Source organism: Dongia soli (assembly GCF_034044715.1).
GTDB classification, from domain to species: domain Bacteria; phylum Pseudomonadota; class Alphaproteobacteria; order Dongiales; family Dongiaceae; genus Dongia_B; species Dongia_B soli.
This window is the reverse complement of the sequence record NZ_JAXCLW010000001.1, coordinates 907,393-924,867: the sequence shown is the minus strand read 5'-3', so window position 1 is coordinate 924,867 and position 17,475 is coordinate 907,393. Positions and strand designations below refer to the sequence as shown.

Here is a 17,475-nt window from a genome sequence, read left to right as displayed (position 1 = left end):
GCTTGTGAAATGCATCGCATTGCCTTCTATGCACCGCTGAAATCGCCGGATCATCCGATCCCCTCGGGCGACCGCGCAATGGCGCGCCTGCTGATCGCTGCCTGGCGCCGCCAGGGTGCCCAGATCGATATTCCCACGCGTTTGCGTGCCCGCATCACCGCTCCTGATCCGATCGCGCAACGGGAACTGGCGGCGCGCGCCGAAGCCGAAGCCGATAGGTTGATCGCGCATTACCGTGCAGAGCTTCCCGACTGGCGCCCGCAGGCCTGGTTCACCTATCACCTCTATTACAAGGCGGTGGATTGGATCGGTCCGAAAGTGGCAGCCGCGCTCGATATTCCCTATCTGCTGGCCGAGGCCAGCCATGCGCCGAAGCGCGCCGCGGGGGACTGGGCCTTCAATCATGGCGGCGCCGAGCAGGCGATCCGCGCGGCATCGGCGATCTTCTGCCTTAATCCCAATGACAGAGCCTGCCTCGCCCCGCTGGCGGGAACCGCGCGGTTGGTTGACCTGCCGCCCTTTCTCGATCTGGCGGCCTTTGCGCCGGTGGTGCCGGACAAGATCGCCAGCCGCCAACGCATGGCCATCGAGGCCGGCATCGATATTGCCTCGCCGCGTTTCGCCGCACCTTGGCTGCTGGCGGTCGGCATGATGCGGCCGGGCGACAAGCTGGCCTCCTATCGGCAACTGGCAACCGCCTTGCCTGCGATCCACCAGCGCGACTGGCATCTGGTGATCATCGGTGACGGACCCGCCCGGCCGGAGATCGAGCGGCTGTTTGCACCTTTCCCCGGCCGGGTGACAATGGTCGGTGCCAAGGCGCCCGAGGATCTACCGGGCTATTATGCAGCGGCCGATCTGCTGGTCTGGCCCGCCGTCAATGAGGCTTTCGGCATGGCTCTGCTGGAGGCCCAGGCTTGCGGTCTGCCGGTGCTTGCCGGCGCGGTCGGCGGTGTGCCCGCCATTCTGCGCGACAGCGAAACCGGCTGGCTCGCCCCGGCGGACGACCCGGCCGCTTTCGGCGCCTTGCTGAATCGCGTGCTGGGGCTCGATCTCGCCACTGCCGGCTGCCGCGCCCGCCAATATATCGAAGCGCGTCACGACATCGCCGGTGCGGCGCGGATATTGGATCGAACCTGGCGCGACCTGGGGCTACCGGCGTGACCCGCCTAGTGATGATCCGCCATGCACCGACAGCCTGGAACCGTGCGAAGCGGCTGCAGGGCCATAGCGATATCCCGCTCGACGAGGCCGGCCGCGGCATCGCCATCAGCTGGCGACCGGGCGCCGCCGCCTGGACCGGCTGGCGCTTGCTTTCCAGCCCCTTGCGCCGGGCTTCCGAGACCGCGGCGCTGCTGTTCCCTGGCAAGGCCATCGCGGTCGAGCCGCGGCTGATCGAAATGAGTTTTGGCGATTGGGAGGGGAAGACGCTGGCGCAGTTACGTGGCGAGAAGGGGGCGGAGGTAGAGGAGCGTGAGGTGATGGGACTGGATTTTCACGCGCCCGGCGGGGAATCGCCGCGTCAGGTCCAGCAGCGGCTGCAACCGCTACTGGCTGAGATCGGCCGCGATGGGCGTGATACGGTCTGCATCGCCCATAAGGCCGTTTTACGCGCCCTTTATGCCTGGGCAGTCGATTGGGATATGCGGGCTAAGCCGCCGCAGAAACTGCAGTTCGGCTGCGCCCATCTGTTCGATCTCGATGCCGTCGGCCGGCCGGCCTTGCGGCAATTGAACATTCCTCTCTCGAACCGGAACATCCCCACATGACCGCGCGCGTGTTTTTCTATGTGCAACATCTGCTGGGCATCGGCCATCTGCGCCGTGCGGCGGCCATTGCCCGGGGCTTGCGCGAAGCGGGAGCCACGGTCGATTTCGTTTCCGGCGGGATGCCCGTCGAGGGCCTCGATATCGGCGGCGCCCAGCTAATCCAGCTTCCTCCGGCAACCGCTGCCGATAGCGGCTTTTCCGCCATTCTGGACGCCGACGGAAAGCCGATCGACGAAAGCTGGAAAGCGGCGCGCCGCGACCGGCTGCTGACGCATTTCGCCGCCGCCAGGCCTGATATCCTGCTGGTCGAAATGTATCCTTTCGGTCGGCGCCAGTTCCGCTTCGAATTGCTGCCTCTGCTAGAAGCAGCTGCCGAGCGCCGGAACCGCCCGCTGATTGCCTGTTCCCTGCGCGATATCCTCGTGGATAAGGGCCGTCCCGACCGGCTGGCGGAGGCGGTCGATCTCGTCAAACAGCGGATCGATCTCGTCCTGGTTCACGGCGATCCCCGCCTCGTCACCTTCGACCGCACCTTCGCCGGCGCCCCGGCAATCGCCGATCGCCTGCACTATACCGGCTATGTGGTGGAGCGTCCGGTTGCGGCCGCTTCCGCCGATCGGGAGCGGGGGGAGATTCTCGTCTCGGCCGGCGGCGGCGCCGTCGGCGCGCCCCTGCTGTCAACGGCCTTAGCCGCGCGGCCGCTCAGCCGGCATCGCAAACGGCCCTGGCATTTCATCACGGGCCGCAACCTGCCCGCCCGGGATGCGGAAATTTTGCGCCATGCGGCAGCACCGGATATCATCGTCGAAACCTTTCGGCCGGATTTCACCCGTTTGCTGCAATCCTGCCTGTTATCGGTCTCCCAGGGCGGCTACAACACGGTGATGGAACTGATCGCCGCCCGTTGTCCCGCTGTCATCGTCCCCTTTGCCGAGGGTGCCGAAAGCGAGCAGAGCCTGCGGGCCGCTTTGCTGGCGGAACGTGGCGTGTTCAGCGTCCTCCCACCGGCCGAGCTGACGGCACAAAACTTGGCTGCCGCCATCGACCGGCATCATAGCCCTGCTGCGGCTTTTGCCCTCGACCTCGACGGGGCCCGGCGGAGCGCCGATATCCTGCTGCGTCGAGGGGAGGGGCTCAGGTGACCGGTTGGGATGCGCTCGCCGAAGAATTGGCGCAATGGTCGGAAGCCGGCCGGGTTGCCACGTTATGGTGGCGCGATGACGATGCCGTGGCGGCGACGCCGGCACTGGCGCGGCTGCTGGAGGCGGCCCGCGTTCCCCTGGCTTTAGCGGTCATTCCCGGCTTGCTGGAGCAGAGCCTCGCTGCCGCCTTGCGGCACCGTCCCGATATCGCGGTCTTGCAGCACGGCTTTAAGCACCGCAATCATGAGCCCGCCGGGATGAAAAATGCAGAACTCGGCGGCAGCCGCAGTCCGGCCGAACTTGCCGCGGACCTCGCCAGCGGTTGGCGCAGCTTACGGGATGCTTTCGGCAACCGGGCCCTGCCGGTGCTGACGCCGCCTTGGAACCGGATCGCACCGGCCCATCTAGCGGCCTTGCCCGATTGGGGCTATTGCGGGATTTCGACCTATCTGGCGCGCCGCACCGCATATCCGGTTGCGGAATTGTTACAGGTCAACACGCATATCGACGTCATCGACTGGCATGGCGGCAAGGTTTTTGTCGGGGAAGTTGCGGCGCTCCGCCTCCTTACCGGCCATTTGCGCGCGCGGCGTGTCGGAGAGGCTGATCCCGACGAACCGACCGGCCTCTTAACCCATCATCTGGTACACGACGCCGCGACCTGGGCTTTTCTTGATCAATTGCAGGACTGGCTTTCCCGGCAAGCCATGATACGTTGGTTATCGACAGGTGAGGTTTTCGGCGGCTGCGACCGGGGCTGAGCGGCCGCCTCGGAATGGACATAAGAATGCAACAACTGCGCTATCCGTTTTCGGCGCTGGTGGGAGATTATGTGCGGGGCCTGGCGGGCCTGGCCATCTCTCTTGTGATCGTAATCACATATGACCGCGCTAATCCGATGATCTGGCTGTTCCTTGGGTTGACGCTGCTTTTCCTCGTCTACACCCTGCGCACGGTGATGCGACAAACCACCACGGTCGCCTGGGACGATCGTGGCATGACAGTGACGCAATGGCGCGGCTGGCGAGGGGAACAGCGGCTCCACTGGGATCGGCTGCAATACCTGTCGTTGCGATATTACGCGCCCCGCAAGACCAAGAAAAAAGGAATGGGTTCGTTGCTGGGGCGTCTGGGCGGAATGCGGTCCCAAGCTGACGACCGGGGAGAGAATGCGGAAAGCGAGACGGAGGGTGCGGCCGGCCTCGGCGATGGCTGGCTGGAGCTGAGCCTGCGCAGCGAAGCGAGCAGGTTCACGCTTGATTCCGCTTTGCCGCAGTTCAATGCGATCGCCCAGCGAGCCGCCGTGGCGGCGCGCCGCAATGGCGTCGATCTCGACCCTGTCAGCGAGGACAATCTCGCCGCGCTCCACAGTCTTGCTACCGCCGCGCAGGCGCAGCCTCAATCGAGCCTGGGCTGACTGCGATGAACGGCAATCTCCTCGAGATCCGCGACCTGCATATCAGTTTCCAGTTGGAAAGCGGCCTGCTTGACGTCGTGCGCGGCGTCTCCTTCCGGGTACCACATGGCAAGACCGTCGCGCTGGTCGGTGAATCCGGCTCCGGCAAGTCGGTCCTCGCTCAATCCATCATGGGTATCCTGCCGAAGAGCGCACGGATCACCCGCGGCGATATTCTTTTCGACGACAACAGCAAAGGCGGACGCCTCGTCAACATCGCCGAGATGCCGCGCGACGGCCGGGCAATCCGCCAGATCCGCGGTAGCTCGATTTCGATCATCTTCCAGGAGCCGATGACCTCGCTGTCACCGGTTCACACGGTCGGCGATCAGGTCGGTGAAATGCTGCAGCTCCATCGCAAGCTAACCCCCGCCCAAGCGGAGACCGAGGTTGCGGATATGCTGCGGCTTGCCGGCTTTCCCGATCCGCAGCGGGCCATGCAGGCCTATCCCTTCGAGCTTTCCGGCGGCCTGCGGCAGCGGGCGATGATCGCCATGGCGCTGATCTGCCGGCCGTCACTGCTGATCGCCGACGAACCCACCACCGCGCTCGATGTCACTATCCAGGCGCAGATCCTGAAATTGATGACCGATCTGCAGCGCGAATTCGGCATGGCCATGCTGATGATCACCCATGATCTCGGCGTCGTCGCCAATATCGCCGACGAAGTCGTCGTACTCTATCACGGCGAGGTGATGGAATCCGGCGGCATCCGCGATATCTTTGAACGGCCGAAGCATCCCTATCTGATGGCGCTGCTGCGGGCGGTGCCGCGTTTTGGCATGGGACCTGATGAACGGCTGGTGCCGATCCGCGAGATCAAAAGCGAGATCGGCGGCGTCTTCGCCCCGCGTGGGGATCAACGGCCCTCGGCGCTTGGCCAATGGGCGACCCAGCCGCTGCTGGACGTCCACAATATCAGCAAGACCTTCTATATCCGGCAGGGCGGCTGGTTCGGCGGTGGCCGCAGCGCCTTGCGCGCGGTCGATGATGTCAGCTTCAAGTTGCGGCGCGGCGAATGCCTGGGCCTGGTTGGCGAATCGGGCTGCGGTAAGACGACACTCAGCAAGATCGTCATGCGCGCGCTGGCGCCTGATGACGGCACCATCACCTTTCATGACGGCGAGGGGCCGGTCGATGTCTTGAAGCTTAGCGGCCAGGCCCTGACTGAATTCCGGCGCCGCATCCAGTTCGTGTTCCAGGATCCTTTCAGTTCTCTTAATCCACGCATGACGGTCTTCGATATCGTCACCGAGCCGCTGGTGATCCACGAGATCGGCACCCCGGCCGAGCAGGCGGAGATCGCCCGCGAATTGATGCGGCTGGTCGGCCTCGGCACGCAGCATCTCAATCGCTATCCGCATAGTTTCTCCGGCGGTCAGCGCCAGCGCATTGGCATCGCCCGCGCTCTCGCGCTGCGGCCCGATATCCTGATCTGCGATGAGCCGGTTTCGGCACTCGATGTCTCGATCCAGGCCCAGGTGCTTAATCTGCTGAAGGATCTGCAGGCGAAGCTCGGCCTGACCTATATCTTCATCTCGCATAACCTGGCGGTGGTCGATTACATCGCCGACCGCATTATGGTGATGTGCGCCGGACGCATGGTGGAGATGGCCCCGGCCGAACGGCTGTTCCGCTATCCGACCCATCCCTATACCAAGGCGCTGCTGGCGGCGGTGCCCGATCCATCGCTGGAGCACCGCCTGGATTTCGACAAGCTGATGGAAGGCAAAGCCTCAATTCCAGCGGCCTGGCCCAAGCCCTTCACCATCGATGAGACCCATCGGCCGGGCCTGGTGGAAATCGCCAGCGGTCATTGGGTACGTGCCGGCATCGACGTTCGCGAGATCGCGGCATGAAGGCACGGCGTGTAAACACAGGACTTATGAAGACAGGACGCAGCAATATCACCGTCGCCATCTTTGGCATCGCCACGATGATCGGCGCGGCGCTCCTGCCCATGGCGCCGGCCCGCGCGCAGCACGCCGTCGAAATGCCAACCTCCTTCATTGATCCGCCGTTCTTTGCCGAGGCGGAACAGGCCGGCAAGCTGCCGCCGGTCGAACAGCGCCTGCCGGCGGCTCCGGCCATCGCCGAAACCGCAAGCCTCGGTCGCCAGGGCGGCGAGATCCGGATGCTGATGGCCAATTCCAAGGATACCCGTATCCTGGTGGCCTATAGCTATGCCCGCCTGGTCGGTTATGACCGCACCTACAGATTGCAGGCCGACATCCTGGAAAGTTATGATGTGCTGGATGATCGGGTTTTTACCTTTCATCTGCGCAAGGGCCATAAGTGGTCCGACGGTGCGCCCTTTACCACCGAGGATTTTCGCTATTACTGGGAAGATGTCGCGAATAACCGCGAGCTGTCGCCGGGCGGCCTGCCGCGCGAAATGCTGGTCGACGGCAAGCCGCCGAAGGTTGACGTGATCGACGAAACGACAATCCGCTATAGCTGGGACAAGCCGAACGCCGAATTCCTGCCGTCGCTTGCCCGCGCCGCGCCGCTCTTTATCTACCGGCCGTCGCATTATCTGAAGAAGTATCACATCAAGTATCAGAAGAAGGACAAGCTCGATGCGATGGTGGCCAAGTCCGGCCAGCGCAATTGGGCGGCGTTGCACAACAAGAAAGACAACATCTACAAGAACGACAATCCCGACCTGCCGACGCTCGATCCCTGGGTGCTGCGCGTCAAGCCGCCGGCGCGGCGTTTCGTTTTCACCCGCAACCCGTACTATTACCGGGTCGACAGCGCCGGCCACCAATTGCCCTATGCGGATCAGGTGGTTTTCGACATCGCCGATTCAAAACTCATCCCGGCAAAGACCGCCTCGGGGGAATCCGACCTTCAGGCCCGCTATCTCACTTTCGCTGATTACACGATTCTGAAGGATGGCGAAGAGACTGGCAAATACCGTGTGCGCCTCTGGGATGACGGCCGCGGTTCCAACCTGGCGCTCTATCCGAACCTGACGACGGCCGATCCGGTTTGGCGCCAGATGATGCGCGACATCCGCTTCCGCCGCGCCCTGTCGCTGGCGATCAACCGCCACGAAATCAACCAGGCGATCTATTTCGGCCTCGGGCAGGAAGGGGGCAATACTGTTCTCGCGCATTGCCCGCTCTTTTCGCCAGAGGTCCAGAAGATGTGGTCGATCTACGATCCCGAGCAGGCCAATGAGCTGCTCGATCAGATGGGGCTGACCCAGCGCAATGAGGAGGGCTTGCGCCTGCTGCCGGATGGACGGCCGATGCAGATCATCATCGATATGTCCGGCGACAATCTGGAAGAATCCGACGTGCTGGAGCTCATTGCCGATTCCTGGAAACAGATCGGCATCTCCCTGCTGATGAAGCCGTCGCAATTGGAGGTCTTTCGCAACCGAATCTTTTCCGGCCAGTCGGTCATGTCGATTTCGAGCGGCATCGATAACGGTTTTCCCACGCCGGATATGTCGCCGCAGGAATTCGCGCCCTCGACACAGGGCCAGTATATGTGGCCGCGTTGGGGACAATATATCGAGACCGCCGGCCAGGCCGGTGAGAAGATCGATCTGCCCGCCGCCCGTATGCTGGCGGAATGGCTGCAGGAATGGCGCATGACCGCCGAGCCGACCAAAAGGCTCAATCTCTGGTTCAGCATGCTGCGGCTCTGGGCGGATGAGGTCTTCACCATTGGCATCGTCGCCAACGTGCCGCAGCCGGTGGTCGTGGCGAACCGGCTCCATAACGTGCCCGAGAGGGCGATTTTCTCCTGGGATCCCGGCGCCCATTTTGGCATCTTCAAGCCCGATACCTTCTGGCTGGAAGACGATGGCCGGCCCCTCAGCGCGGTTCCCGGCAACATTAGCCAGGACCTGGCCGGCGATGCCGGCAAAACGGGCAGCAATTAGGATCGGATCGACGGACCCATGCTGCGCTACCTAACCCGCCGCCTTTTCGTGATGATCCCGACGCTGATCGCCATCAGCTTCCTTATCTTCGTCATCATCCAGGCGCCGCCCGGCAGCTTTCTCGATACCTATATGGCCGAGCTGCAGTCCCAGGGTGAAAATGTCGATCAAGGTCGCATTGAGTTCCTGCGGCATGAATACGGCCTCGATCAGCCTTTTTATATGCAGTATCTCAAATGGGCTTTCGGCCTGCTGCACGGCGATCTTGGCTATTCCTTCGAGCATAACATGCCGGTGCGCGAGGTGGTCGGCGACAGCCTGTGGCTGACCGTGGTGGTGACACTGGCAACGACGCTTTTCGTCTGGCTGATCTCCTTTCCGATCGCGATCTATTCCGCCGTGCGCCAATACAGTATCGGCGATTATGTTTTCACCTTCCTCGGCTATATCGGGCTTGCCACGCCCAGTTTCCTGATCGCCCTGATCCTCCTTTATTTCGGCCATCTCTGGCTGGGGATTTCGATCGGCGGGCTGATGGATCCCCGATATATCGGCCAACCCTGGAGCTGGGCCAAGGCGAGCTCGATCCTCTCGCATATCTGGATTCCGGTCTTGGTGATCGGGCTGCCCGGCACCGCCGGCATGATCCGGCGGCTGCGCGCCAATCTGCTGGATGAATTGCATAAGCAATATGTGACGACGGCGCGGGCCAAGGGGCTCAGCGGGCCGCGCCTGCTGCTCAAATATCCCCTGCGCGTCTCGCTCAATCCCTTCATCGCCGATATCGGTAGCTTGCTGCCGGAATTGATTTCCGGCTCGGTCATCGTCTCCGTCGTCATGTCGCTGCCGCTGACTGGGCCGATCCTGCTTCAGGCTTTGCGCAGCCAGGATATGTATCTCGCCGGTTCCTTCCTGATGTTCATGGCTTTCCTGACGGTTGTCGGCGTCTTCATCTCGGACATCCTGCTCGCCATTGTCGATCCCCGTATCCGGCTGGGAGGAGGGACGACGAAATGAATCAGCGCGTCGAGTCGGCTTCGTCCGAAGCCAGTCGGTCTCAATCCGTCCGGCCCGAATCCCCACCGCCGGCGCATTACGTCTCCACCGCGCCTTTTGATCCGCTATCAGTGGAGGTGGTGAGCGCGGCCCAGGAAAAATTCTACATGGCATCGCAATGGCGGATGATCTGGCTGCGTTTGCGCCGTCATCGCCTGGCGGTGATCTCCGGCTTTGTCCTGGTCCTGATGTATGCCGCCATCCTGGTTGTCGAGTTTCTGGCGCCCTATGGCCTTAACAGCCGCCATGTCGATCACATCTACGTGCCGCCGCAGCGTGTTCATCTGTTCCACCAGGGAAGGTTCATCGGGCCCTTCGTCTATGACCTCGATTACCATCTCGACATGCGCAAGATGCGGCGGGTTTATACCGCGAAGACGGAAGCATCGCCGCGGCCGATCCGCTTCTTCTGTCGCGGCGATCCTTATCGCTTCTGGGGGGTCCTTCCAGGCGACATCCATCTCGTCTGTCCGCCGAAAGACGCTACCGGCGAAGCGCCGATGTTCCTGCTCGGCTCCGACCGCCTCGGCCGCGACATGCTCTCGCGGATTCTTTATGGCATGCGCATATCCCTGACCATTGGCCTGATCGGCATCTCGGTCAGTTTCGTCCTCGGCATGCTATTCGGCGGCCTTGCCGGCTATTACGGTGGCTGGGTGGATGATCTGGTGCAGCGGATGATCGAAATGCTGCGCTCGATCCCGCATCTGCCGCTCTGGCTTGCTTTGGCAGCGATCCTGCCCGTCACCTGGTCACCTTTGCTGGTTTATTTCGGCATCACCATTATCCTTGGTCTGATCGACTGGACCGGCCTCGCCCGCGCCGTGCGGTCGCGGCTCCTGAGCTTGCGCGAGGAGGATTTCGCCATCGCCGCCAAGCTCATGGGTGCTTCGCCCCAGCGCATCATCTTCCGCCATCTGATGCCGAGCTTCATGAGCCATCTCATCGCCTCGGCGACGCTTGCCATTCCCGGCATGATCCTTGGCGAGACCGCGCTCAGCTTCCTTGGCCTTGGCATCCGCGCGCCGATCACCAGCTGGGGCGTGCTGCTGAACGAGGCGCAGAGCGTCAATGTGGTCGTGCTTTATCCCTGGCTGATGCTGCCCATGGTGCCGGTCATCATCGTGGTCCTGGCCTTCAATTTCCTTGGCGACGGGTTGCGCGATGCCGCCGATCCGTATCGCTGACCGATCCGCGGCACCGGCTCAATCGGTGATGGCGATATGGCGGGGCTGTACGGCGACGCGGTCGAGCCAGCCGCGCACCGCCGGATAGGCGGTCAGATCGAAGCCGCCTTCATCTGCCACATGGCTATAGGCATAAAGCGCGATATCGGCGATCGTGAAGCTTTCGCCGACGAAGAAATCGCGGCCGGTGAGATGGTTTTCCATGACATCCAGCGCGCGATAGCCAGCGGCGATCTTGGCTGGCAGCAACGGCTCGCTGTCGACCGTCTTGCCAAGATGGGCCACCCAATGGCGTACCACGGCGATGGTCGGTTCATGATTATATTGCTCGAAGAACATCCATTGCAGCGCCCGGGCGCGCTCCAGCCGGTCCGATGGCCAAAGGTCGGTGCCCTCGGCAAGATAGACCAGGATCGCATTTGACTGAGCGAGATAAGTCCCGTCCGGCAATTGCAGCACCGGCACCTGGCCGACCGGATTGCGGGCGAGGAATTCCGCCTGCCGGGTCGAGCCGTCATCGACATTCATCTCGATCCGCTCGCAAGGCAGGCCGAGCTTGTGCAGCATCAGCCGCACCTTATAGGCATTGCCGGAAATGGCGCTGTCATAGAGGCGGTACATGCGATTCCTCCCGTCTCGCTCGAAGGGAGAGAAGTACAGCGGCTCGCTTGCCCTGACAAATCAGGATTACTGACAGCTCGTCTTAGTTTTTCTAACCGAATTCCTCAATCGGCCGGCAGCCTCACTCCGGCAGATGCACCATCTTGCCCATCGGCTGGCCACCGAGAATATGCACGTGGTAATGCGGCACTTCCTGGTGGCTGTTCGGACCGCTATTGGAGATGACGCGATAGCCGCTTTCGGCAATGCCGAGCTGCTTTGCCACCTTGGCGACGGCGCGCGTGAAGGCCCCGATTTCCGCATCGCTCGCCTTTTCCGCGAAATCCTGGGAGCAGACATAGGGGCCTTTGGGGATCACCAAAGCGTGCGCCTTGGCTTGCGGACGAATATCGTTGAAGGCGAGGACATGTTCATCCTCGTAAATCTTGTCGCAGGGAATCTCGCCGCGCAGGATCTTGGCGAAGATGTTGTTGCTGTCATAGGCCATCGCACAATCCTTCCGTATCGCCTCAATTCCTCTCGCGCGCCGCTTTTTCGGCGATGCCTGATATGCCTTCGCGCTCCAGCAGCCGCTGCCAGACCTCGGCCGGCTTGACGTCTTGATCGGCCCACAGCACCAGCAGGTGATAAAGCAGATCGGCGCTTTCGCCGATCAGCAAATCCTTCTCGCCGCGCATCGCCTCGATCACCGTTTCAACCGCTTCCTCGCCTACCTTTTGCGCGATCTTTGCAGTACCCTTGCGGAACAGTTTCGCCGTATGCGAGCTGCCAGGATCGGCGCCCCGCCGGCTTTCGATGACCTCATAGAGCCGATCGAGACAGGCGCCGGTCGTCGCCGTCGGCGTCTTTTTTTCTGCGCCCATAGCCACTCCCCAAACCAATATTATCGTGCCGGCCTTTGTCGACCGGATCGTCGGTTGGATTTATCGACCAAACCAGCGGTGATGTCTATCGCCGGACCGGCAGTCCCGCTTCTGCCAGAGCCGCTTTCGCCTCGGCGATACTATGCTGCCCGAAATGGAAAATGGAAGCAGCCAGCACCGCCGTCGCATGCCCGTCCCTGATGCCCTCGACCAAGTGCTCAAGATTACCGACGCCGCCCGAGGCGATCACCGGCACGTTGACGGCATCGGCAATGGCCCGGGTGAGGGCGATGTTATAACCCTGACGGGTGCCGTCGCGATCCATCGACGTGACCAGCAATTCGCCGGCGCCGTTCTCCGCCATGCGCCTTGCGAAGGCAACAGCATCGATCCCCGTCGGGTTCCGGCCGCCATGGGTGAAGATTTCGAATCTGCCCGGCGCGGTTTCCTTGGCATCGATCGAGACGACGATGCATTGATCACCGAATTTCTCTGCCGCCTCGCGTACGAAGTCCGGATTGTTCACCGCGGCCGTATTGATCGAGACCTTATCGGCCCCGGCCAAGAGCAGCTTGCGGATATCCTCCGTCTTGCGCACGCCGCCGCCCACGGTCAGTGGCATGAAACAGGCTTCAGCGGTCTTAGCCACCACGTCATAAAGCGTGTCGCGGTTGTCGCTCGACGCCGTGATATCGAGAAAGGTCAATTCATCGGCGCCGGCCGCGTCATAAATCTTCGCCTGCGCGACCGGATCGCCGGCATCGACCAGATTGACGAAATTGACCCCCTTCACCACCCGCCCGTCCTTGACGTCCAGGCAGGGAATGACCCGCATCTTCAGCATGATGCATCACCGTTAACAAGCTGCGCGGCCGCGACCATGGACCCTCGAATCAAGTCCGAGGGTGACAACCCGGTTTGCCGCTCTCGCACCGTGCCAAACTCATCCCAGGCCGTCATCCTCGGGTTTGACCCGAGGATCCATCGGAGCGACGGAGCCGCCTTCAGAGACGCCGACTCCATCACGCCGCCTGCCTCAGCAGTGCCAGCGCTTCGCGCAGATCCAGCCGGCCGTCATAGAGCGCCCGGCCCGAAATGACGCCGCTGATGCCGCCGCCTTTGCCGCGCGTTGCCGGCGCGGCCCGCAGCAAAGCTTCCAGATCCTGAAGATTGGAGACACCGCCAGAAGCGATGACCGGGATCGACAGAGCCGAGGCCAGCTCCGCTGTTGCCGTGACATTCACGCCCTGCAGCAACCCGTCTCGATCGATATCCGTGTAGATGAGGGCGGCAACGCCGGCATCTTCGAATTTCAAGGCGAGATCGAGCGCGGTGATATCGGCGGTCTCGGCCCAGCCTTCCACCGCGACACGGCCGCCTCTGGCATCGATGCCGACGGCGATCTTGCCAGGAAAGGCCTTGCAGGCCTCGCGCACGAGATCCGGATTCTTCAAGGCGACGGTGCCGAGGATGATGCGGGCGACACCTTTTTCCAGCCACATCGCGATCCGCGCCATGTCGCGGATGCCGCCACCCAACTGGCACGGGATACTGCGCCCGGGCAGTTTCGCGCTGGCGAGGATCGCCTCCACCGCCGCGGCATTGACCGGTTGGCCGGCGAAAGCGCCGTCGAGATCGACCAGATGCAGCCAGTCGGCACCCGCCTCGACGAATTGCCGCGCTTGATCGGCGGGATCGCTGTTGAACACGGTCGCCTGTTCCATGTCGCCCTGTTTCAGACGCACGCACTGGCCGCCTTTGAGATCGATGGCGGGATAGAAGATCAGCTTGGTCATTTCGATACTCGATGGATCAGGATCGAAAGCCGCTCACGGCTTCCAGGCAAGGAAATTGGCCAGCAGTTTCAGGCCGACCTTCTGGCTCTTCTCGGGATGGAACTGCACGCCGATGAGATTGTCCCGTCCGATCACCGCCGTAATCTCGCCGCCGTAATCGACCGCCGCCAGTACATCCTCCGGCCGGTCGGTGATGAAGTGATAGGAGTGGACGAAATAGCCGTGATCGCCGCTCTCGAGCCCGGCGAAGACCGGATGCGCGCTGCGCAGCTTGAGATCGTTCCAGCCCATTTGCGGAATCTTGAGCCCGGGATCATCCGGCGTCAGCTTCACCACCTTGCCCTTGATCCAGTCGAGGCCGGGATGGGTGCCGTATTCGACGCCTTCGGTCGCCATCAATTGCATGCCGACACAGATGCCGAGAAACGGCCGGCCGGCCTCCAACACCGACTGGGCCAGCGCGTCGATCACGCCCGGCCGGCTTTCCAGGCCTTTCTTGCAATCGGCAAAAGCACCGACACCGGGCAGGACGATGCGGTTGGCGCGCCGGATGACCGTCGGGTCATCACTGACGATCACCTCACCGGCCCGGCTTTCGGCGGCCACGGTGCCGAGTGCCTTGGCGACGGAGCGGAGATTGCCGGCGCCGTAATCGATAACGACGGTGGTCACGCCTGGCTTCCTGTCACATTCGCCTCGCCGCTCAGCTCAGGGAGCCGCCGAGCACACCCTTGGTCGAGGGCACGGCATCGGATTTGCGCGGATCGATTTCGATCGCCTGGCGCAGCGCACGGGCCAGAGCCTTGTAGCAACTCTCGACAATGTGGTGATTGTTCTCGCCGTAGAGATTTTCTACGTGCAGTGTCAAACCGGCGCTCTGAGCGAAAGCCTGGAACCATTCCTTGAACAGCTCGGTATCCATCTCGCCCAGTTTGGGGCGGGAGAAACTCACCTTCCAGATCAGATAGGGCCGATTGGAGGCATCCAGCGCAACCCGGGTCAGGGTCTCATCCATCGGGATGGTCGCCTCGCCATAGCGGTTGATGCCGACCCGGCCGCCCAGCGCCTTGGACACCGCCTCGCCGATGGCGATGCCGGTATCCTCGGTGGTGTGGTGGAAATCGATATGCAAATCGCCCTTCGCCTTGACGGTGAGATCGATCAGGCTGTGGCGGGACAATTGCTCCAGCATATGGTCGAGGAACCCGATGCCGGTGGAAATCTCGGACTTGCCTGAGCCGTCCAGGTCCAGGCTGACGCTGATCTCGGTTTCCTTGGTTTTACGCGCCACGCTGGCCTTGCGGGCCGTCGCGGGCATCGGCTGGCTGATACTGCTCATCTCGGTCTTTCTCACGTCGGTCTTTCAACAGCAGGCCTTCGATATTCCCTGGTTTCTAACAACCTTGTCCGGCTGAGGCCAGCGGTTTGGCCGGCGATCGAGGAAGAGCCGCCATTAGTCCTATGTCGGATCAGCGGTTTAACGCCGCAGTCAAGTCCAGTTTCACCAGGAAATTCGCCCGAGCACCAAGATGTGTAACCAGGTCGCCGCCAGCCATCCGCAGGTGTCATTAACCATTATCTTGAACCGGCGGCTCGGATCGCCTATTTGACCGTCATGTCTTACGATCCTGCGCTTTCTCCAAACAACAATCCCCACGGTCTTGCTCCCTGGCACGGCACCACCATTCTGCTGGTGCGCAAGGCGGGCCAGGTCGTCATCGCCGGTGACGGTCAGGTGACAGTGGGCAATACGGTGATGAAATCCAATGCCCGCAAATTGCGGCGTCTGGGCAAGGACAATGCCGTCATCGCCGGTTTTGCCGGCGCCACGGCCGATGCCTTGACCTTGTTCGAGCGGCTGGAAGCCAAACTGGAACAGCATCCCGGCCAATTGGCCCGGGCTTGCGTCGAACTGGCCAAGGATTGGCGGACCGACCGCTATCTGCGCCGCCTGGAAGCCATGATGGCGGTGGCCGATTATAATGTCAGCCTGGTCCTGACCGGCAATGGCGATGTGCTGGAACCGGAGGACGGTCTGATCGGCATCGGCTCCGGCGGTTCCTTCGCCCTGGCCGCCGCACGAGCGCTGGTCGATGTCGATGGCCTGGATGCCGAAACCATCTGCCGCAAGGCGATGAAGATCGCCGGCGATATCTGCATCTACACCAATCACAACGTCATTTTCGAAAAACTCTGAATTTGCTTGGCCGTGCCACCGGCACGGCACGGAGATCCGTCATGACCGATGCCGCTTCCCCTCACGGCTCCTTCGCTCATGGCTCCGCCAAACAGGCGGAAGCCGAGAGCCTCAATCACACCACCGCGGGCAGCCTGACGCCCCGGGAAATCGTCTCGGAGCTCGACCGCTTCATCATCGGCCAGAACGATGCCAAGCGCGCCGTCGCCATCGCCCTGCGCAACCGCTGGCGGCGCCAGCAGCTCACGCCGGAAATGCGCGAAGAGGTGATGCCGAAGAACATTTTGATGATCGGGCCAACCGGCGTCGGCAAGACGGAGATCGCGCGGCGGCTCGCCAAATTGGCCGATGCGCCTTTCCTCAAGGTCGAAGCCACCAAATTCACCGAAGTCGGCTATGTCGGCCGCGATGTCGAACAGATCATCCGCGACCTGGTGGAGATCGCCATATCCATGACCAAGGAACGCATGCGCCGCCAGGTCCAGGCCAAGGCCGAGATCCTGGCCGAGGAACGCGTCCTTGATGCGTTGGTCGGCCAGAACGCCACTGCCGACACCCGCGCCAAGTTCCGCAAAATGCTGCGCCAGGGCGAGCTTGACGACCGCGAAATCGAATTGCAGGTCAAGGATAGCGGCAACATGAACCTGCCGACCTTCGACGTGCCCGGCATGCCCGGCGCCAGCATGGGCATGATCAATCTGAACGAGGTTCTTGGGCAGGCCTTCGGCGGCCGGCAGAAGACCCGGCGCATGACCGTCTCGGAAAGCTATGTCGTGCTGATGGCAGAGGAGAGCGACAAGCTGCTTGACCAGGAAAAGGTGGTGCAAGCCGCCATCCAATCCGTCGAGCAGAACGGCATCGTCTTCCTCGACGAGATCGACAAGATCTGCGCCCGTTCCGAACGGGCCGGCGCCGATGTCAGCCGCGAGGGCGTCCAGCGCGATTTGCTGCCGCTGATCGAAGGCACGCAAGTCGCAACCAAGCACGGCCCGGTCAAGACCGACCATGTGCTCTTCATCGCCTCCGGCGCCTTCCATCTCGCCAAACCCAGCGACCTCCTGCCGGAATTGCAGGGCCGCCTGCCGATCCGCGTCGAGCTGAAAGCGCTCACCCGCGAGGATCTGAAGCGCATCCTGACTGAACCGGAAGCCAGCCTGCTGAAGCAATACACCGCCCTGCTGGCGACCGAAGATCTGAAAATCGTCTTCACCGATGAAGCGATCGATGCCTTGGCAGATCTTGCGACCGATATCAATTCGACGGTGGAGAATATCGGCGCCCGGCGCCTGCAGACGGTCATGGAACGTCTGCTCGAGGAGATCAGCTTCACCGCCAGCGAAATGTCGGGCCGCGATGTCACCATCGATGCCGATTACGTTCAGGAGAAGGTGGCGGCGCTCGCCAAGAACACCGATCTCAGCAAGTTCATCCTGTAGCGCCAGCGGAAGAACGAGCGGAACAATTTAGAAGGGCTCTGGCCGCGCGGTTCC

The 17,475-nt window shown here is 62.3% G+C and carries 18 protein-coding genes; 11 read left to right on the top strand and 7 right to left on the bottom strand.

Annotated elements, in window-relative coordinates; genetic code table 11:
* Positions 1-9: 9 nt before the first annotated feature.
* The 9 genes from SMD27_RS04155 to SMD27_RS04115 are packed head-to-tail and all read left to right on the top strand — an operon-like array spanning position 10 to position 10,508.
* Positions 10-1,164, top strand: coding sequence for a glycosyltransferase family 4 protein (locus SMD27_RS04155; RefSeq protein WP_320507061.1), 1,155 nt, complete (start codon positions 10-12; stop codon positions 1,162-1,164).
* Positions 1,161-1,769: a histidine phosphatase family protein gene (locus tag SMD27_RS04150; RefSeq protein WP_320507060.1), complete on the top strand. Its 609-nt coding sequence runs from the start codon at positions 1,161-1,163 to the stop codon at positions 1,767-1,769. The genes SMD27_RS04155 and SMD27_RS04150 overlap by 4 nt, the downstream gene beginning before the upstream one ends.
* Positions 1,766-2,911: a glycosyltransferase family protein gene (locus tag SMD27_RS04145; protein ID WP_320507059.1), complete on the top strand. Its 1,146-nt coding sequence runs from the start codon at positions 1,766-1,768 to the stop codon at positions 2,909-2,911. The genes SMD27_RS04150 and SMD27_RS04145 overlap by 4 nt, the downstream gene beginning before the upstream one ends.
* Positions 2,908-3,672 carry a polysaccharide deacetylase family protein gene (locus tag SMD27_RS04140; RefSeq protein ID WP_320507058.1) on the top strand — a complete coding sequence of 255 codons (765 nt, stop codon included), beginning with the start codon at positions 2,908-2,910 and terminating at the stop codon, positions 3,670-3,672. The genes SMD27_RS04145 and SMD27_RS04140 overlap by 4 nt, the downstream gene beginning before the upstream one ends.
* A 26-nt stretch (positions 3,673-3,698) precedes the next feature.
* Positions 3,699-4,328, top strand: a complete 630-nt coding sequence (locus tag SMD27_RS04135; protein ID WP_320507057.1) for a hypothetical protein — start codon at positions 3,699-3,701, stop codon at positions 4,326-4,328.
* A 5-nt stretch (positions 4,329-4,333) separates the two neighbouring features.
* Complete coding sequence (locus SMD27_RS04130; RefSeq protein ID WP_320507056.1) at positions 4,334-6,226, top strand: ABC transporter ATP-binding protein; 1,893 nt, start codon at positions 4,334-4,336, stop codon at positions 6,224-6,226.
* Positions 6,223-8,265 (top strand): ABC transporter substrate-binding protein, encoded by a 2,043-nt coding sequence (locus tag SMD27_RS04125; RefSeq protein ID WP_320507055.1) that lies wholly within the window; start codon positions 6,223-6,225, stop codon positions 8,263-8,265. The genes SMD27_RS04130 and SMD27_RS04125 overlap by 4 nt, the downstream gene beginning before the upstream one ends.
* A gap of 18 nt (positions 8,266-8,283) precedes the next feature.
* Positions 8,284-9,282 (top strand): ABC transporter permease, encoded by a 999-nt coding sequence (locus SMD27_RS04120; RefSeq protein ID WP_320507054.1) that lies wholly within the window; start codon positions 8,284-8,286, stop codon positions 9,280-9,282.
* Positions 9,279-10,508 (top strand): ABC transporter permease, encoded by a 1,230-nt coding sequence (locus SMD27_RS04115; protein WP_320507053.1) that lies wholly within the window; start codon positions 9,279-9,281, stop codon positions 10,506-10,508. Before SMD27_RS04120 ends, SMD27_RS04115 begins: the two co-directional genes overlap by 4 nt.
* A gap of 18 nt (positions 10,509-10,526) precedes the next feature.
* On the opposite strand, the gene SMD27_RS04110 is transcribed toward SMD27_RS04115, so the two are convergent.
* The 7 genes from SMD27_RS04110 to hisB all read right to left on the bottom strand — a co-directional run bounded on the left by SMD27_RS04110 (position 10,527) and on the right by hisB (position 15,106).
* The gene (locus tag SMD27_RS04110) at positions 10,527-11,129 is read right to left on the bottom strand and encodes a glutathione S-transferase family protein (protein ID WP_320507052.1); all 603 of its coding nucleotides are present in this window, start codon (positions 11,127-11,129) and stop codon (positions 10,527-10,529) included.
* Between the two features lie 121 nt (positions 11,130-11,250).
* Entirely contained in the window at positions 11,251-11,616 is a 366-nt protein-coding gene (locus tag SMD27_RS04105) for a histidine triad nucleotide-binding protein (protein WP_320507051.1), read from the bottom strand.
* Between the two features lie 22 nt (positions 11,617-11,638).
* Positions 11,639-11,992, bottom strand: coding sequence for a phosphoribosyl-ATP diphosphatase (locus SMD27_RS04100; RefSeq protein ID WP_320507050.1), 354 nt, complete (start codon positions 11,990-11,992; stop codon positions 11,639-11,641).
* A gap of 85 nt (positions 11,993-12,077) precedes the next feature.
* Positions 12,078-12,836 (bottom strand): imidazole glycerol phosphate synthase subunit HisF, encoded by a 759-nt coding sequence (gene hisF / locus SMD27_RS04095; RefSeq protein ID WP_320507049.1) that lies wholly within the window; start codon positions 12,834-12,836, stop codon positions 12,078-12,080.
* Positions 12,837-13,014: 178 nt separating this feature from the next.
* Positions 13,015-13,779 carry a 1-(5-phosphoribosyl)-5-[(5-phosphoribosylamino)methylideneamino]imidazole-4-carboxamide isomerase gene (hisA, locus tag SMD27_RS04090; RefSeq protein WP_320507555.1) on the bottom strand — a complete coding sequence of 255 codons (765 nt, stop codon included), beginning with the start codon at positions 13,777-13,779 and terminating at the stop codon, positions 13,015-13,017.
* Positions 13,780-13,821: 42 nt separating this feature from the next.
* Positions 13,822-14,460 (bottom strand): imidazole glycerol phosphate synthase subunit HisH, encoded by a 639-nt coding sequence (gene hisH / locus SMD27_RS04085; protein WP_320507048.1) that lies wholly within the window; start codon positions 14,458-14,460, stop codon positions 13,822-13,824.
* Positions 14,461-14,491: 31 nt separating this feature from the next.
* Positions 14,492-15,106 carry an imidazoleglycerol-phosphate dehydratase HisB gene (gene hisB / locus SMD27_RS04080; protein WP_320507554.1) on the bottom strand — a complete coding sequence of 205 codons (615 nt, stop codon included), beginning with the start codon at positions 15,104-15,106 and terminating at the stop codon, positions 14,492-14,494.
* Positions 15,107-15,403: 297 nt separating this feature from the next.
* Between hisB and hslV the strand changes: the two genes are divergently transcribed.
* Both hslV and hslU read left to right on the top strand, forming a co-directional pair.
* Positions 15,404-15,985 (top strand): ATP-dependent protease subunit HslV, encoded by a 582-nt coding sequence (gene hslV, locus SMD27_RS04075; protein ID WP_320507553.1) that lies wholly within the window; start codon positions 15,404-15,406, stop codon positions 15,983-15,985.
* Between the two features lie 41 nt (positions 15,986-16,026).
* Positions 16,027-17,421 carry an ATP-dependent protease ATPase subunit HslU gene (gene hslU / locus SMD27_RS04070; protein WP_320507047.1) on the top strand — a complete coding sequence of 465 codons (1,395 nt, stop codon included), beginning with the start codon at positions 16,027-16,029 and terminating at the stop codon, positions 17,419-17,421.
* Positions 17,422-17,475: the final 54 nt, after the last annotated feature.

Bases quoted from the DNA above. Each gene is read 5' to 3' on its own strand.
- SMD27_RS04155 (WP_320507061.1), top strand. From the start codon at position 10: ATGCATCGCATTGCCTTCTATGCACCGCTGAAATCGCCGGATCATCCG.
- SMD27_RS04145 (WP_320507059.1), top strand. From the start codon at position 1,766: ATGACCGCGCGCGTGTTTTTCTATGTGCAACATCTGCTGGGCATCGGC.
- SMD27_RS04135 (WP_320507057.1), top strand. From the start codon at position 3,699: ATGCAACAACTGCGCTATCCGTTTTCGGCGCTGGTGGGAGATTATGTG.
- SMD27_RS04130 (WP_320507056.1), top strand. From the start codon at position 4,334: ATGAACGGCAATCTCCTCGAGATCCGCGACCTGCATATCAGTTTCCAG.
- SMD27_RS04125 (WP_320507055.1), top strand. From the start codon at position 6,223: ATGAAGGCACGGCGTGTAAACACAGGACTTATGAAGACAGGACGCAGC.
- SMD27_RS04120 (WP_320507054.1), top strand. From the start codon at position 8,284: ATGCTGCGCTACCTAACCCGCCGCCTTTTCGTGATGATCCCGACGCTG.
- SMD27_RS04115 (WP_320507053.1), top strand. From the start codon at position 9,279: ATGAATCAGCGCGTCGAGTCGGCTTCGTCCGAAGCCAGTCGGTCTCAA.
- SMD27_RS04110 (WP_320507052.1), bottom strand. From the start codon at position 11,129: ATGTACCGCCTCTATGACAGCGCCATTTCCGGCAATGCCTATAAGGTG.
- SMD27_RS04105 (WP_320507051.1), bottom strand. From the start codon at position 11,616: ATGGCCTATGACAGCAACAACATCTTCGCCAAGATCCTGCGCGGCGAG.
- SMD27_RS04100 (WP_320507050.1), bottom strand. From the start codon at position 11,992: ATGGGCGCAGAAAAAAAGACGCCGACGGCGACGACCGGCGCCTGTCTC.
- hisF (WP_320507049.1), bottom strand. From the start codon at position 12,836: ATGCTGAAGATGCGGGTCATTCCCTGCCTGGACGTCAAGGACGGGCGG.
- hisB (WP_320507554.1), bottom strand. From the start codon at position 15,106: ATGCCCGCGACGGCCCGCAAGGCCAGCGTGGCGCGTAAAACCAAGGAA.
- hslV (WP_320507553.1), top strand. From the start codon at position 15,404: ATGTCTTACGATCCTGCGCTTTCTCCAAACAACAATCCCCACGGTCTT.
- hslU (WP_320507047.1), top strand. From the start codon at position 16,027: ATGACCGATGCCGCTTCCCCTCACGGCTCCTTCGCTCATGGCTCCGCC.